Below are 15,504 nucleotides of genomic sequence, written 5' to 3' on the forward strand. Positions count from 1 at the left end.
CCACGTGGTGGTGGAACGAGACCAAGGATAGCGACACCACCGAGCCACAACCGAACCACTCGGTCCGCCTTCGACCCAGGTCCTGGTCAACCGACCGTCGAACCACCCCGACGATCGATGTCGGCGGCCAGGTCTGCCGACGCCACCATCCCGGCGTCGACGCCGCCTGTTCCCTCGCACAGCATCGTGGCGGCCCAGCGCAGGGGCAGCAGACCGGCCATCTCCGCAGCGCAGGCCACCTGGACGGCCGACTCACGCGCCCGGTCGGTCTCACCGATGCAGCTCAGCGCCGCCGCACCCACCAGGTCGGTCTTGACGATGTGGCGTAACGAATCGGCATCGTCGGCGAGAGCTCGAGCGGCCTCGGCGTGTCGGATCGCCTCGGGGCCGTCGCCGCGCATCATCGCCAGCTCGGCTGCCACCCACGCCGCCCGCAGTGCCGGACGCCACAGCCCCCGACCGACGGGGCCCTGCCGCTGCTCCGCACTGCGGGCCAGCAGGGTGTCCGCGAGGTGAAAACGTCCACTTCCCAGTGCATCCGCGGCGAGACCGATCAGCGCATCGCTACGGGCCTCCACCGAGTCCCTGGACGTCGACGGTCCCACGAGTCCGACGAGAGAGACTGCGATGCCGTCGAAGCGCCGGGCCCGCTCGTGTCGGCCCACCTGACGCAACCACGACGCTCTGGTCGACGCGTGCAGTGACCGGAGTTCCGGGCTGGTGGGTCGATGCCGCCGGAGCTCGGTTACGGCGGCGCTGTACCGCCCCTGGCCCGCCAACGCGACACTGCGAAACCAGCTCTCCCAAGGATCGCCGGCTGCGGGAAGCGGAAATCGGCCGGGGTTGCCGCCGAAAGCCGCGTCGGAGAGTTCGGACTGCGTCGCGGTGAACAGCGAGCTCGGCTCTGTTGGCACGGACGCAAGGGTAGGGCCTTCTCCGATGACGAACTGCGCGTGAGTCCTACCGATTCGAAGCGACGCAATTGCACGGTCGAATTCACTATCGGTCCGAAAGGAGCATCAGCGCGTCGTTTCGCTCGCCCAGAATGCAGTTTTCAAGGAATTAACAATGTGAACTCGGGCCGACTCGAAGTCGAGAATCTGAACGCTGTGTGGCGAATAGGTTAATCAGCGCACTCGATCGAACAATCGGCCACCGAGGCGTCGCCTGCCGTCCGTGCGCCCGCTCGACCGTCGCCCGGCGATCCGCGCGATCGCGTCGAGCACTTCGCGCCTCCTGGACCGAATGCACCGACGTCGAATCCGACGCACGGAACCTAACCACCCTCGACATCACGCAAACGGCTCTGATCAGCGGAAATGCCGACCACGGCGGCCCGGTCGGATCGAGCGGCATCACTGTCGACCGATGCCGGACGCCTGCGTTCCGCCACACCGCATCTGCAGCCGGAAAGCCGGTGCACTCCCCATCGTCTCGCGTGTCGACGGATTCTTCAACAGGAAGGACACGCATGCGGGTGAGTCGAAGTAAATATCGCCCGTGTTAATTCTTTGCCCCATAACTATGCATTTGCCCACGACAGAGAACTATTGACTCGATTTCGTCGATCCACATAACGTTGTCGGCATTCGGATCACGAATCCGAGAAGCCACACCACCCTAGGAGTTTCCATGCCGCAGCCGAATCACCTCCCTGGGCCGAACGCCGACATTTGGGATTGGCAGATGCACGGCCTGTGCCGTGGCGTCGACTCGTCCATGTTCTTCCACCCGGACGGCGAGCGGGGCCGCGCACGAGCGCAGCGCGAGATGCGAGCCAAGGAAATGTGCCGCAGCTGCCCCGTACTCGCTCAGTGCCGTACACACGCTCTCAACGTCAGCGAGCCCTACGGGATCTGGGGCGGGATGTCCGAGACCGAGCGAGAACTGCACGCTCGTCACAACCGCCGCCGCATCGCGGTGTAGTCACCCGAACACGCAAGAAAGCCCCCAACCCTTTCGGGTTGGGGGCTTTCTCGTGTCACCGAACGTCAGTGAGCGTGTCCGTGACCGGCAGCAGGCTCGGAGGCCTCTTCCGGCTTCTCCACGATCGCGCTCTCGGTCGTCAGGATCATGCGTGCAACCGACGCAGCGTTGACCACGGCGGAGCGAGTCACCTTGACCGGGTCGACGACGCCGTCGGCCAGCAGGTCGCCGTACGTCAGGGTCGCGGCGTTGAATCCGTGACCCTTCGGCAGTTCTGCCACCTTGCTGACGACGACGGAACCGTCGATGCCGGCGTTGGAGGCGATCCAGAACAGCGGTGCGTTGAGCGCGGTACGCACAACGGCAACACCGGTGGCTTCGTCGCCGGTCAGGCCGAGGTCGTCGGCCAGAGCCAACGCTGCCTGAGTCAGAGCCGAGCCGCCGCCGGGGACGATTCCCTCTTCCACGGCAGCCTTGGCCGCAGCCACAGCGTCGTCGACGCGGAACTTGCGTTCCTTGAGCTCGGTCTCGGTGGCAGCGCCGACCTTGATGACCGCGATGCCGCCCGAGAGCTTCGCCAGACGCTCTTCGAGCTTCTCGCGATCCCACTCGGAGTCGGTGTTCTCGATCTCGCGGCGGAGCTGACCGACGCGCGCATCGATGTCGTCCTGCGTGCCCGCACCGTCGACGATGGTCGTGTCGTCCTTGGTGACGACGACGCGACGAGCGCGACCGAGCAGCTCGAGGCCGGCTTCCTTCAGACTCAGACCCACATCGGCGGTGATGACCTGCCCGGCCGTCACGACCGCGAGATCGTCGAGGAACGCCTTGCGGCGATCACCGAAGAACGGTGCCTTGACTGCCACGGCCTTGATCGTCTTGCGGATGGAGTTGACGACCAGCGTCGAGAGAACTTCACCCTCGGTGTCCTCGGCGATGATGAGCAGCGGCTTGCCGCTCTCGGCAACCTTCTCCAACAGAGGCAGAAAGTCCGGAAGCGAGGTGATCTTCTCGCGGTACAGCAGGACGTACGCGTCCTCGAGAACTGCTTCCTGCGCGTCGACGTCGGTGACGAAGTACGGCGAGAGGTAGCCCTTGTCGAACTGAACGCCCTCGGTGACCGAGAGCTCGGTGAGCAGCGTCGAGGACTCTTCGACGGTGACGACGCCGTCCGCGCCGACGCGAGTGAGCGCCTCGCCGACGAGTTCGCCGATCTCGGGGTCACGCGAGGACACGGTGGCGACCTGAGCGATCGCCTGCTTGCCCTCGACCGGGGTTGCGGCGGCAAGCAGAGCCTCGGCGACCTTGTCGGCCGCCTTGGAGATGCCGGTGCCGAGCGCGATCGGGTTGGCACCTGCGGCGATGTTCTTCAGACCGCCGCGCACGAGCGCCTGCGCGAGGACCGTCGCGGTGGTGGTTCCGTCGCCTGCAACGTCGTTGGTCTTGGTAGCGACGCTCTTGACCAGCTGCGCACCGAGGTTCTCGAACGGATCTTCCAGGTCGATCTCACGAGCGATCGAGACACCGTCGTTCGTGACGGTCGGACCGCCGAAGGCCTTGGACAGGACGACGTGGCGTCCCCGCGGCCCGAGCGTCACCTTGACTGCGTCGGCCAGCTTGTCGACGCCGCGTTCGAGTGCGCGGCGCGCTTCCTCGTTGAATTGGATTTGCTTTGCCATGTTTCGGTGTTACTCCTTCGAGTAAAGAAACTCGATCGAACGCACACCGCCCCGGGACCGACACGAAAATCGGATACCGGGGCGGGATGCGTTGTGGCCTACTTGGCGATGACAGCCAGCACGTCGCGTGCCGACAGAATCAGGTACTCCTCGCCGGCGTACTTGATCTCGGTGCCGCCGTACTTGCTGTAGATGACGGTGTCACCTTCTTTGACGTCGACCGGGATGCGGTTGCCCTTCTCGGTGACACGGCCTTCGCCCACGGCGACGACGGTGCCCTCCTGGGGCTTCTCCTTGGCTGTGTCGGGGATGACCAGACCGGAGGCGGTCGTCGTCTCGGCCTCGTTGGCCTGGACGAGGATCTTGTCCTCGAGCGGCTTGATTTTCACGCTCGCCACGTTGAGCCCTCCAAAGTTATGGGGTACGCGTCCGGGGTCGGATCCCCGGACAGCTGTGTGTAAGTACTTCTCGTGCGGTTCTGACAATCACGGCCTGAACTCGTTCCCGTCGTCGCGGGTGCCGGGACTTCGCTCGGTGCCAACTAGCACTCTATACACGAGAGTGCCAGCACTCAAGGGCTGGGTTCGCCAGGTTCGCGACGCGGTGGTTGCGCGCGTGCGCACGAGACTGATCACGCACCGTCCTGCTCGACTGCGGAGATCCGAAATCGGGCGAATTCGGGTCCGAAACGCCGAACACCGGAGTCTTTTCTCGCCGTTTTCCCGGCATCCGCGACACCGCCGTACGCACTGGTGAGAGGCCATGAACACTCGGCGAGTAACCGACCGAGCGGCATATTACGTTCGCGCCGGACCGCGAAGTAACGTTACGATAACGAAGCTGTCCGAACGATAACGATCGACAGCTGTGCCGCGACACGGCACACAGAGCAGTCGATTCCTGACGGACACACAGGGGCGGGAGGTGCAGCATGCGGGTAGGAGTGGGCATATCCACCGGATCCGAGGTCGTGTGCGCAGCCCTCGTCACCGTCGACACCGACGGTAGTCGCACGGTGGAGTACCGCACCGTCTCGACCGATCGCCAAGCGAACACCGACATCGGTGATCTGGTCACCTCGGCCATCGAACTCATGGCCTCGCTCATCCCCGGCCACCGGGCCCCCGACGCGATCGCCGTCACCTACCGCACCGAGGAGCACGCTGCGGGTATTCGCGCAGCGCTGGCCCACACCACCCGCGATGTCCGACTGGTGCCCGAGTCCGCAGCCGCGTCCGCGCACCTGGCGACCACCGGCCTGATCGATCGGTACGACTCGATCGCGCTGGTCGATCTCGGTGCCTCGGGCATGTCGGTCACCGTCACCGATCGGACCACCGACAAGGTACTGGCGCACGGCCGATCGGACGCCGTCGGCGGCGACGCACTCGACGTGCTCGTCAAGAACCTCGTGCAGGACATGACCCGCGACAACCTTCGGGACGACATCCGCGACGACCGCGGAATCGGGTCTGCACGGTACCGATCGATCAAGGAACAACTCTCCCGCGAGGACGAGGTCCGCATCGAGCGGTACAGCGGAATGCCGCTGGCGGTCACCCGTGACGCGTTCGATGCCGCCGTGAGCCCGATCTTCGACACCGCCGCGCAGTTCGTCCGCGGGGTGTTCGACGAGAGCACCCACGAACCCGAGACCATCGTGCTGATCGGCGGTGGGGCACACATTCCCCTGCTCGCCGCCACGCTCACCGACGTGTTCCACGCCCCGGTCGTTCGACTGTCCGAACCCGATGCTGTTCTCGCCGTCGGCGCTGCTGCCGTCGCCGCATCGGCCGTCGGCAGCGACTACCAACTCGTCTCGGCCACGCGCAACACCGCAAGCCGAATGAGCCGATACTCCGGCGCGATCGCGGCCGCCGTCGTCGCAGGTGGACTGGTACTGGCCTACGGTGTGCAGACCATGACACCTGCCGACGATGCCGACGTCTCACCGGCCGGAAGTGCAGCCCGATCCGCGACCGCGTCGAACGATTCCGGTACACCGGTCACCGAGGGCTACTCCCCCGACGAGACCCCGCCCACGGCCGGACTCACTTCTGGCGATCGATCCGACCCGACGGCAACGTCGGTCGACGCCACCGGATCGTCGACGCGGTTCACCACCACCGCTCCGCCGACCAGTACCCCGACGCTGCGGCCTGCACCCGACCTCCCGCGGATCGACTGGCCGGTCGACCCCACGTCGAATCCAGTGTCACCCGACGTCACCACCCCAATCCCGGTGGAACCGCCGACCTCGGTCACCACGACTCCGGTTCGGCCTTCCGAACCGATCGAGCCCTCGGACCCGAGCGATACGACCGAGATCGTCCCGAGTCCGACGCCCGAGGTCACACCCGAGTTCACTCCGGTACCGACCGAATCGATCACTGTGCCGACCACCGATGTGAGCGGTTCGCAGCCCACGCCGGAACTGACGGCACCACCGACGGTATGGTCACCGCCGGTTGCAGCTCCCGAGGTGTCCGAATCCACGACGGACCCACTGTCGGCAGCCGAGCCGTCGGCTCCGCGTTCGTCCTCGACCACCGCGGCGACGCAGGACGCTCAGCCGGGCACCTGACTGGTCGCGACCGAGAGGCCGGGATCGGTCACGGCGGTCAACGCCGAGGGCTCGGCTCCGCCTGCCACGAGGTGAGCGCCCAGTGCGGCGATCATCACCCCGTTGTCGGTGCACAGTCGCGGCTTCGGGATTCTCAGCGTCAAACCCTGCTCTGCGCAACGACTTTCGATCAGCGAACGAATGCGAGAGTTGGCGGTGGCGCCCCCACCCAGAACGATCGTGTCGACGTCGACATCGGTTGCCGCACGGACGGCCTTCATCGTCAGTACATCGGCGACGGATTCCTGGAAGGACGCGGCGATGTCCGCGACAGGAATCGGATCTCCGGCACGATGCCTGGCCTCGACGAACCGAGCGACGGCCGTCTTGACCCCGGAGAACGAAAAATCGTAACGGGCATCGCGCGGACCGGTCATTCCCCGGGGAAACGCGATCGCGGCCGGATCACCCTCGCGCGCAGCATCATCGAGGGCCGGGCCACCGGGATAGCCCAATCCGAGGAGCCGCGCAACCTTGTCGAAGGCCTCACCGGCCGCATCGTCGACCGTGGTCCCGAGCTCGGCGATCGGCCGGGACAGATCGTCGACGTGCAGCAGATGAGTGTGACCTCCGGAGACCAGCAGCGCCACGCACGACGGCATCGGGCCGTGCTCGAGCGTGTCGACCGCGACGTGGCCACCGAGATGGTTGACCGCGTAGAACGGCACGCCCCAGGCCGCGGCGTACGCCTTCGCAGCGGCAACCCCGACCAGCAACGCCCCGGCCAGCCCCGGCCCGATCGTCACCGCGACGGCGTCGGGACGCTCGATGTCAGCGGTCGCCAGAGCCCGCCGCATGGTCGGCACGATGGCTTCCAGATGCGCGCGCGACGCCACCTCGGGCACCACTCCGCCGTACCGCGCGTGTTCGTCGACGCTGGAGGCCACCTCGTCGGCCATCAGCTCGCACGTCCCCGCCCCGCCCCACCGGACGATCCCGACTCCTGTTTCGTCGCAAGAACTTTCGATACCCATGACGATCATCGGGCTGATCCTTCCGTCTTCTCGGACCGACGCATGGTGAAGGCGTCGGCCCCGCTCGGCTGGTAGTACCCGACCCTGGTACCGACGATCTCGAACCCTTCGCGTCGGTACAACTCGATGGCGGGCTCGTTGTCGGTACGTACCTCGAGGAAGACCGGCCCACCGTGCTCGTCGGCCACTCGGAGCAATTCGTCGAGCAGTCGCCCGCCGATTCCTCGGCGGTGATGCGACGGATCGACACCGATGGTGTGCACCTCGGACTCACCGACGACGAACGCGCCGCGACTGGGCTGCCCCAGCAGGGAGATGCCTGCGTAGCCGACGACCTCGCCGTTCTCTCGCGCCGTGACGTAGTGATTGTGTGGCGCCGCCAGTTCCGCGATGAATGCATCCTCCGCCCACGGGTCGTCACCCTGGAACAGCACGGTCTCGAGATACGCGCACCGAGCAGCGTCCGCCGTCGTCATCGACTCGATCGACACCGTCACCTCGAAGCCTTCGCTGCGGCGCGCTCGTCGAGCGTCTTGGCGTCGGGACGACGCAGGTACAACGGGACGAGCGGGCCCGGGACGATCCCGCTGCCGATGTCGGCAGCGGCAACGGCGACCAATCCGGCCGGAGACGGTGCCTGCACATCACGAATCGGAAGCTCGAATGCCGCAGCATGCGGTGCCGATCCGGCGACCGCGTCGACTCCGACACGATCCAGTTCGGCCGGGGCGACAACGTCGGGCCCTGCAACCCGAATCCCGGCTTCGTAACGCGCCCAGTAGATTTCGCGCCGGCGCGCGTCGGTCACCACCAACAGGGACCCGGGCTCGGAGACATCTGCGGCGATGGCGTCGAGACTGCAGACGCCGTGCACGGGAAGACCGAGCGCGTCACCGAATGCCGCAGCTGTCGCCATGCCCACCCGCAACCCGGTGTACGGGCCGGGACCGACGCCGACGACGACGGCCCCCAACTCGGCCGCGGTGATTCCGGCCTCGGCCAAGCACTCGAGAATGTTGGGCGTCAAGATTTCTGCATGAGATCGCGCGTCCACCCGAACCCGTGTGGCGAGGGTCGTGGCCACTGCACCGGCGCCGGGCTCGGTCAGGCTCACCACACCTGCGGTGACGGCGGGGGTCGAGGTGTCGACGGCAAGTACAAGCACGATGTTTCAGATTACCCGTCACCAGGGATACGGCCGCGCACCCGGTACCCGGTCAGCGTCGTTCTCGCGGATCCGATCCGCTGTTCACCCGTTTCGCCGTCACGCGCCGAACATCGGAATCCGGATCACGCGTCAGACGCACCGACACATGGCCGTCCGTCAGCTTCTCGACCAACCCCTCGCCCCACTCGACCACAACGACGGCGTCGGTGAGGTCGGTATCGAGGTCGAGGGCATCGAGTTCGTCGACCGCCGACTGCCCCGTCATGCCGAGCCGATAGGCATCGACGTGGACCAGCGCAACCGGCGGTAGTCCACCCGGCCGTGACCCGGCCCGGTGCTCGCGGGCGATGACGAACGTCGGCGAGGTGACGCGGCCCTGGACACCGAGTCCGGCCGCAATCCCCTTGGTCATCGCTGTCTTTCCGGCCCCGAGCGGGCCGTCGAGAATCACCAGATCGCCGGCGACCAGAACGTCGGCGAGCCGTGCACCGAACTCGGCAGTGTCTGCGGCAGTGACCAATTCGACGTTCACCGGCAAGGTCAACCGCTCGTCAGACAACGCCCCACCGTCGCTTCTTGCCTGCGGCCTCCGTCGCCCGTGCCACGAGCCGCTGAATCGCGCCGTTGACCTGTTCGGGAAATTCGAGTTGGACCAGGTGCCCACCCTGGCGCACACGTACCGTCTCCGAACGCGGCAGGGCCCGAGCCAGAGCCTCCGAGCTGGCGAACGGAATGATCCAGTCCTCGTCGCCACACACCACCGACACCGGGATGTTCTCGAATTCCAGCAGGGCCTCGGACTCGTCGTGCAACTCGAGAGTCTCGAGGAAGTTGACGATCGTGACGACGGAGGTGTCGTCGATCATCGACTGGGAGAATGCCACCAGCCGCGGGGAGACCCTGGTGCCGTAGGACGCCGCCCGCAGTATCGGTGAAATGAGCGCACGCACGGCACCGCGACCGAACTGCACGAAACCGGGCGAGGTCCGCACCGCGAGCCGGAACGCGTCGACCGCCGGATTCTGCAGACTACGACCCACCCCGGACTGTGCGAGACCGGCCGCTGTCGTCGAGATCAGAACTGCGCCGATGACCCGCTGGCGCAACACGTCCGATCGTTGCCGCGCCATGGACAGGATCGACATCCCGCCCATCGAGTGCCCCACCAGAACGATGCGACCCTTGGGTACCACCGAGCGAATCACCGCGTCGAGATCGAGGCCGAGTTGACCGATGGTGCAGCTCTCCGGGCTCGGCACTCCCGAACGTCCGTGACCGCGCTGGTCGTAGAAGACCATGCGTACCGTCGAACCCCACTGCTGTTCGAGCGCGCGGCGCTGAAAATGCCACGACGACATGCGCAGGCAGTAGCCGTGCACGAAGATCACGGTGGTCTCGGCGTCACACGGACCCACTTCGCGTACCGCAAGCGGTACACCGTCGTCCGCGGTGACGATACTGCCGCGATCGGCATCCATCAGGTCGAGGTTTTCGGTGGCCAACGGATCCTTGTTGGACCGAAACGCCGTCTCCCGCACTACAATCGCAATACTCTCCAGCAATCCGAGCATGATCTAGACCGTCGCCTCCCCTACGCGAGCGCCGACGAACCGTCGTCGGACGCGTCCACGAACGCCGGTGACGACTTCGTAGCTGATCGTGTCGAGCGCATCCGCCCAATCCTGAGCGTGCGCCTCTCCCCTGTCCCCTGATCCGAACAGTAGCGCCTCGTCGCCGACCGCGACACCCGAGCGGTCACCACCGAGATCGACGACGAACTGGTCCATGCACACTCGCCCCACCGAGGGATAGCGACGACCTGCGATGGTCACCTCGAACCGCCCGCTGAGGCGGCGAACGACCCCGTCGGCGTATCCGAGAGCGACGAGTGCGACCACGGTGTCGGCAGGAGCGGTCCAGGTGTAGCCGTAGGACACAGATTCACCTTCGCTCACCTTCTTGATGTTCGCCACCTGCGCCGACAGCGTCATGACCGGGCGCAACCCGAACGTTCCCAGCTCGGGCACCGGCGACAAGCCGTACAGAGCAATACCCGGGCGGACCATGTCGAAACCGAGATCGGGTCTGGTCAGCGTGGCTGCAGAGTTGGACAGGTGCACGACGGCGGGAGGCGTTCCGCGCCGGGTCGCGCGCCGCACCGCGTCGCGGAGCCGCTCGGCCTGGGCGTCGTTGGCGGGGTGCCCCGGTTCGTCGGAGCAGGCCAGATGCGAGAACATTCCCGTCAACCGCACAGTTCCCTCCGCGACGGCGGCCGCCGTACCGTCCAGGACTGCATCGAGATCCGATTCCGGGACCCCGTTGCGATTGAGTCCGGTGTCGATCTTGAGCGAGAGATCAGCGGTGGAACCGACTCGGCGTGCCGCTTCGACCACAGCATCGAGCTGGGCCGCCGTGGACACCCCGATCCCTACCTGCCCGGTGATCGCCGCAGCGAAATCGGAGTCCGTTCGGTGCAACCACGCCAACACCGGGACCGTCACACCCGCAGCGCGGAGTTCGAGGGCCTCACCGATGGTGGTGACGCCGAGCTCCTGTGCACCGGCTGCCACTGCGGCGTGTGCGACCTCGACGGCACCGTGGTTGTATCCGTCTGCCTTGAGGACCGCCATCACGGCGGCGTCCCCGGCGAACCGCTGCAACACGCGGACGTTGTGAGCCACTGCGTCGAGGTCCACGGACGCCACAGCACCCGAACCCGTCCGAGGATCGGTCCTCTCGTCGCCGCAGCCGATACTCACAACATTCGATAGTGCCATCCGAGCCGCCGATACGACGGATCAGGGTGCCACAACTCGTGACACACCCGGCATCGGACGTGGGCCACGCACGACCACGGTCAGACTGTGAGCGAGCGCACGGTCCGGATGGCGTCTGGGATGGACTCACACAGTGGACTCGCAGAAATGGGCGCTGCGAACTCTCCGTCCGATCCGTGAGCCGCACGGGCCGCGGCCAGTGCGTGAACCTTCGCGCCGCAGGCAGCCGCAGTGGACGGTGCCATTCCCGACGCGAGCAGCGCCCCGAGAATGCCCGACAGTACGTCGCCCGAACCGGCGGTCGATGCAGCCGATCCCCCGGCATCGTTGACGAACGTGGTGCCGTCCGCATCGGCGACGATCGTCGCTCGCCCCTTGAGGAGAACGGTGACGCCCCAACGCGCGGCGAGATCTCGAACCGATCCCACTCGGTCGGGTGCGGGGTCGGATCCGGTCAGGCGCGCGAACTCCCCGGCATGCGGGGTCAGCAGAGTCGGTGCGGTGCGTCCGGCGACCCAGCGTTCGTTGCGTGCGAGGATCGTGAGCGCATCCGCGTCGACGACGACCGGCAGATCCGTCTCCAGCACTCGACGCACGATCTCCGCCGAATCCTCGTCGGTGCCGAAACCGGGACCGACCACCCACGCCTGCACCTTTCCCGCCGCGTCGAGGTCCGGGGCGGCAACGACCTCCGGACAGTGCGAAACGACTTCTGCCCCTGCGCTTCCCACGTAGCGGACCATTCCGGAGGTGGCCGCGACCGCCGCACCGACACAGAGCAGTGCGGCACCGGGGAACGTGGCACTACCGGCCAGGACACCCACCACGCCCTGCGAGTACTTGTCGTCCGAGGCCGACGGGATCGGCCACACCCGTCCGACGTCGGACGGCTCGAACGACGCCATCGCAGGTGCCGGCAGATCCAGGCCGATGTCCACGAGTTCGATTCGGCCACACCGAGGTACGGCCAGCACGTGAACCGGCTTGCGGGCACCGAACGTCACCGTCACCTCGGCCGTCACCGCCGGCCCCGGCGCGGCACCGGTCTCCGCATCGACTCCACTGGGAACGTCCACGGCCACGATCGGGGCGGTGATCCGCTCGACCACCGCAGCAGCATCGGGCCGCAGCGGGCCCTTGCCGGAGATCCCCACGATGGCGTCGACCACGATGTCCGCCGGTCCGCACCGAGTCACCACACGTCCGCCGGACGATCGCAGGGCCTTGAGGCCCTCGGCGTGCACCCGCGTCGGGTCGAGCAGCAGAGCCGACACCGAGACACCGCGTCGACGCAGATACGCCCCCGCCCACAGACCGTCGCCGCCGTTGTCTCCCGTGCCCACCAGAATCGTCACGCGGCGTCCCGCGACGCCGCCCGTGCGCACCGTGAGCTCGGCTGCCACCACAGCGGCCAAACCATAGGCGGCGCGACGCATGAGAACGCCGTTCGGCAGGGAATTCAGTAGCGGCGCTTCCGCATTCCGAATCTGCTCGGGTGTGTAGTAGCCGCGCATGCCGAGCGCTATTCGACGGTGACGGACTTGGCCAGGTTGCGCGGCTTGTCCACGTCGTAGCCGCGCGCCTGAGCCACCTCGGCGGCGAACACCTGCAGTGGGATGGTCGACAACAACGGCTGCAGCAGCGTCGACGCAGCCGGGATCTCGATCAAGTTGTCCGCGAAAGGCCGCACTGCCTCGTCGCCCTCTTCGGCGATGACGACCGTTCGCGCACCACGCGCCTGGATCTCGCGAATGTTGCTCAGCATCTTCGAGTGCAACACCGCCCGACCCTTGGGCGAGGGCATCACGATGATCACCGGCACACCGTCCTCGATGAGCGCGATCGGACCGTGCTTGAGCTCGCCGGCCGCGAAGCCCTCCGCGTGCATGTACGCCAGCTCCTTGAGCTTGAGCGCACCTTCGAGAGCAACCGGATAGCCGACGTGTCGGCCGAGGAACAGAATCGTCGTGGCCGTCGAGAGCTCTCGCGCGAGCGCCCTAACCGGCTCGACAGTCTCGAGCACCCGTTGCACCAACTCGGGCATCGCTTCGAGTTCGGCGAATTCACGGGCGACCTCGTCGGGATACTTGGTGCCGCGAGCCTGCGCCAACGCCAGACCGACCAGATAGTTCGCGGTCACCTGGGCGAGAAAGGCCTTGGTCGACGCGACGCCGATCTCCGGACCGGCCCGCGTGTAGAGGACGGCGTCGGCCTCCCGCGGAATCTGCGAGCCGTTGGTGTTGCAGACCGCGAGAACACGCGCCTTCTGATCCTTGGCGTGCCGAACGGCTTCGAGGGTGTCCGCGGTCTCGCCGGACTGCGAGATGGCCACGACGAGGGTCGAACGATCGAGAACCGGGTCGCGATAACGGAATTCGCTGGCCAGTTCCACCTCGACCGGCAACCGGGTCCAGTGCTCGATCGCATATTTGGCAAGCAGGCCCGAGTGGTACGCGCTACCGCAGGCAACGACGAACACCTTGTCGACGTCGCGCAGTTCCTGATCGGACAGTCGCTGCTCGTCGAGCACGATTCGACCGTTGTCGAAGTGACCGAGCAACGTGTCCGCCACAGCGGCGGGCTGCTCCTGGATCTCCTTGAGCATGAAGTAGTCGTGGCCGCCCTTCTCGGCGGCTGCCAGATCCCAGTCGATTCGGAACGGACGCCCCTGCGCCTCGTTGCCCTCGAAATCGCTGATGTCGTAGCCGTCGGCGGTGATGACGACGACCTGATCCTGGCCGAGCTCGACGGCGTCGCGCGTGTGCTCGATGAAGGCAGCCACGTCCGACCCGAGGAACATTTCGCCCTCGCCGACACCGAGTACCAGGGGCGTGGAGCGACGAGCCGCGACGATCGTGTCCGCGTGATCGGAATGGGTGAACACCAGAGTGAACGCACCCTCGAGACGACGCAGAACAGCTTTGGCGCTGGCCACGAAGTCGCCCGCGGTCGGACCCTCGGCGTAGGCACGCGAGACGAGGTGCACTGCGACCTCGGTGTCGGTATCGGACAGGAACTCGATCCCGACCGCTTCCAGTTCGGCACGCAGCGGACCGAAGTTCTCGATGATGCCGTTGTGGACCACGGCGACCGTGCCGGACGCGTCCCGATGGGGATGGGCGTTGCGATCGGTGGGACGGCCGTGCGTCGCCCACCGGGTGTGGCCCATGCCGGTCGTGCCGACGAATGTATCGGTGCCGATGTCGTCCAATTCGGCTTCGAGATTCGCCAGTCGACCTGCCTTGCGCTCGACGGCTGTCGCTCCCGCACCGTCCAGAATTGCGATGCCAGCGGAGTCGTAGCCCCGATATTCCATACGCCGAAGCGCTTCGACCACCACACCCAGAGCTGGGCGGTGGCCGACGTAACCCACGATTCCGCACATGGACAATCAGGGTACTCGGCGGGGCGCGCACGACCCATTCGCTCGGGTTGCCGTGTCCGGTGTCCCCCTGACGCGCCGCAGTTCGGTAGCGTCATCTCTCGTGGCGAAACCGAAGAAGCTGGCATCTGCTCTCTCCAAGCGCGGCCCGCACAAGGTGCTCCGAGGCGACCTGGCCCTCGCCGGGCAACCCGGTGTCGTCTACACCCCCGCCGAGGGCTTCGGCCTGCCCGGCGTGGCCTTCGCACACGGCTGGATGCTGCGTCCCAGCCATTACACCGACACTCTGAAGCACTTGGCGTCCTGGGGCATCGTGGTTGCGGCACCGGACACCGAGCGCGGCCTCGTACCCTCGCACCGCGGACTCGCGACCGACCTGGGCACTGTGCTCGACATCATGACCGGCGTGCGTCTCGGCCCCGGCAACATCAGCGTGCATCCGGACAAACTCGCCACAGCAGGCCACGCGATGGGTGCCGGGACCGCTGTTCTCGCAGCCTCTCGGCGAGCGGACATCAAGGCCGTAGCCGCACTGTTCCCGGCACCGACGGCACCGTCGTCCGAGGAGGCAGCCGCCGGACTTGCCATCCCCGGGCTCGTCGTCGGCGACAACTCGAACGCCGATTCGCTCACCGACAACTCACTCGCTCTCGCCCAGTCCTGGCGTGGACCGTCCGTGCTCCGACGAATCGACGGCTCGACGGCAGACGGATTCGTCGAAGGCAGGCGGATCCTCGGCGCACTGGGCATCAACAAGCCCGACCGCAAGACCCAACAACGCACCCGTGCCGTACTCACCGCGTTTCTGCTGTTCCACCTGACAGGTGACTCCGACTACGAGGAGTTGGCCGGATCGGCAGGTGAGATCGACGGAACCAGAGCGGTCGATCCGCACGCGCCGCTCGACGCGCAGCCCAAGCCCAAGGCGTCCGCGTCGATCAAGGCCCTGCTCGGCCGGGGCTAGTCCCGTTTTTC

14 protein-coding genes are annotated in these 15,504 nt (G+C 66.6%); 3 read left to right on the forward strand and 11 right to left on the reverse strand.

The genetic code is table 11. From position 1 onward, the window contains the following. Positions 1–86: 86 nt before the first annotated feature. Positions 87–914, reverse strand: coding sequence for a hypothetical protein (locus CH295_RS00665; protein WP_252341846.1), 828 nt, complete (start codon positions 912–914; stop codon positions 87–89). Between the two features lie 718 nt (positions 915–1,632). On the opposite strand from CH295_RS00665, the gene CH295_RS00670 reads away from it, so the two are divergent. Then, positions 1,633–1,926, forward strand: coding sequence for a WhiB family transcriptional regulator (locus CH295_RS00670; protein WP_027496361.1), 294 nt, complete (start codon positions 1,633–1,635; stop codon positions 1,924–1,926). Between the two features lie 65 nt (positions 1,927–1,991). On the opposite strand, the gene groL is transcribed toward CH295_RS00670, so the two are convergent. Together groL and groES are read right to left on the reverse strand one after the other, a co-directional pair. Beyond that, positions 1,992–3,605: a chaperonin GroEL gene (groL, locus tag CH295_RS00675; protein ID WP_037188249.1), complete on the reverse strand. Its 1,614-nt coding sequence runs from the start codon at positions 3,603–3,605 to the stop codon at positions 1,992–1,994. Positions 3,606–3,703: 98 nt separating this feature from the next. Beyond that, positions 3,704–4,003, reverse strand: a complete 300-nt coding sequence (groES, locus tag CH295_RS00680; RefSeq protein WP_008718149.1) for a co-chaperone GroES — start codon at positions 4,001–4,003, stop codon at positions 3,704–3,706. Positions 4,004–4,536: 533 nt separating this feature from the next. Between groES and CH295_RS00685 the strand changes: the two genes are divergently transcribed. Further along, positions 4,537–6,189 carry a DUF7159 family protein gene (locus tag CH295_RS00685; RefSeq protein WP_094739479.1) on the forward strand — a complete coding sequence of 551 codons (1,653 nt, stop codon included), beginning with the start codon at positions 4,537–4,539 and terminating at the stop codon, positions 6,187–6,189. Here CH295_RS00685 and tsaD read toward each other — a convergent pair. The 8 genes from tsaD to glmS all read right to left on the reverse strand — a co-directional run bounded on the left by tsaD (position 6,174) and on the right by glmS (position 14,532). Then, entirely contained in the window at positions 6,174–7,211 is a 1,038-nt protein-coding gene (gene tsaD / locus CH295_RS00690; protein ID WP_037188255.1) for a tRNA (adenosine(37)-N6)-threonylcarbamoyltransferase complex transferase subunit TsaD, read from the reverse strand. The two genes, CH295_RS00685 and tsaD, sit on opposite strands and share 16 nt — an antisense overlap. After that, positions 7,208–7,699 carry a ribosomal protein S18-alanine N-acetyltransferase gene (gene rimI / locus CH295_RS00695; RefSeq protein ID WP_502694455.1) on the reverse strand — a complete coding sequence of 164 codons (492 nt, stop codon included), beginning with the start codon at positions 7,697–7,699 and terminating at the stop codon, positions 7,208–7,210. Before rimI ends, tsaD begins: the two co-directional genes overlap by 4 nt. Beyond that, positions 7,696–8,367, reverse strand: coding sequence for a tRNA (adenosine(37)-N6)-threonylcarbamoyltransferase complex dimerization subunit type 1 TsaB (tsaB, locus tag CH295_RS00700; protein WP_094739480.1), 672 nt, complete (start codon positions 8,365–8,367; stop codon positions 7,696–7,698). The genes rimI and tsaB overlap by 4 nt, the downstream gene beginning before the upstream one ends. 52 nt (positions 8,368–8,419) lie before the next feature. Further along, positions 8,420–8,929, reverse strand: a complete 510-nt coding sequence (tsaE, locus tag CH295_RS00705) for a tRNA (adenosine(37)-N6)-threonylcarbamoyltransferase complex ATPase subunit type 1 TsaE (RefSeq protein ID WP_094739481.1) — start codon at positions 8,927–8,929, stop codon at positions 8,420–8,422. Further along, entirely contained in the window at positions 8,922–9,941 is a 1,020-nt protein-coding gene (locus CH295_RS00710; RefSeq protein ID WP_037188263.1) for an alpha/beta fold hydrolase, read from the reverse strand. Before CH295_RS00710 ends, tsaE begins: the two co-directional genes overlap by 8 nt. A gap of 3 nt (positions 9,942–9,944) precedes the next feature. Beyond that, the gene (gene alr / locus CH295_RS00715; RefSeq protein ID WP_179274863.1) at positions 9,945–11,147 is read right to left on the reverse strand and encodes an alanine racemase; all 1,203 of its coding nucleotides are present in this window, start codon (positions 11,145–11,147) and stop codon (positions 9,945–9,947) included. Between the two features lie 80 nt (positions 11,148–11,227). After that, the gene (locus tag CH295_RS00720) at positions 11,228–12,661 is read right to left on the reverse strand and encodes an NAD(P)H-hydrate dehydratase (RefSeq protein WP_094739482.1); all 1,434 of its coding nucleotides are present in this window, start codon (positions 12,659–12,661) and stop codon (positions 11,228–11,230) included. Positions 12,662–12,669: 8 nt separating this feature from the next. Then, complete coding sequence (gene glmS, locus CH295_RS00725) at positions 12,670–14,532, reverse strand: glutamine--fructose-6-phosphate transaminase (isomerizing) (protein WP_037188267.1); 1,863 nt, start codon at positions 14,530–14,532, stop codon at positions 12,670–12,672. 100 nt (positions 14,533–14,632) lie between these two features. On the opposite strand from glmS, the gene CH295_RS00730 reads away from it, so the two are divergent. After that, positions 14,633–15,493: a dienelactone hydrolase family protein gene (locus CH295_RS00730; RefSeq protein ID WP_037188269.1), complete on the forward strand. Its 861-nt coding sequence runs from the start codon at positions 14,633–14,635 to the stop codon at positions 15,491–15,493. Positions 15,494–15,504: the final 11 nt, after the last annotated feature.

The organism is Rhodococcus sp. 14-2483-1-2 (genome assembly GCF_002259405.1).
Taxonomy (GTDB): domain Bacteria; phylum Actinomycetota; class Actinomycetes; order Mycobacteriales; family Mycobacteriaceae; genus Rhodococcoides.

Excerpts from the sequence above, each read along its gene's own strand:
- CH295_RS00670 (WP_027496361.1), top strand. The coding sequence starts at position 1,633 with ATGCCGCAGCCGAATCACCTCCCTGGGCCGAACGCCGACATTTGGGAT.
- groL (WP_037188249.1), bottom strand. The coding sequence starts at position 3,605 with ATGGCAAAGCAAATCCAATTCAACGAGGAAGCGCGCCGCGCACTCGAA.
- CH295_RS00685 (WP_094739479.1), top strand. The coding sequence starts at position 4,537 with ATGCGGGTAGGAGTGGGCATATCCACCGGATCCGAGGTCGTGTGCGCA.
- tsaD (WP_037188255.1), bottom strand. The coding sequence starts at position 7,211 with ATGATCGTCATGGGTATCGAAAGTTCTTGCGACGAAACAGGAGTCGGG.
- CH295_RS00710 (WP_037188263.1), bottom strand. The coding sequence starts at position 9,941 with ATGCTCGGATTGCTGGAGAGTATTGCGATTGTAGTGCGGGAGACGGCG.
- alr (WP_179274863.1), bottom strand. The coding sequence starts at position 11,147 with ATGGCACTATCGAATGTTGTGAGTATCGGCTGCGGCGACGAGAGGACC.
- CH295_RS00720 (WP_094739482.1), bottom strand. The coding sequence starts at position 12,661 with ATGCGCGGCTACTACACACCCGAGCAGATTCGGAATGCGGAAGCGCCG.
- glmS (WP_037188267.1), bottom strand. The coding sequence starts at position 14,532 with ATGTGCGGAATCGTGGGTTACGTCGGCCACCGCCCAGCTCTGGGTGTG.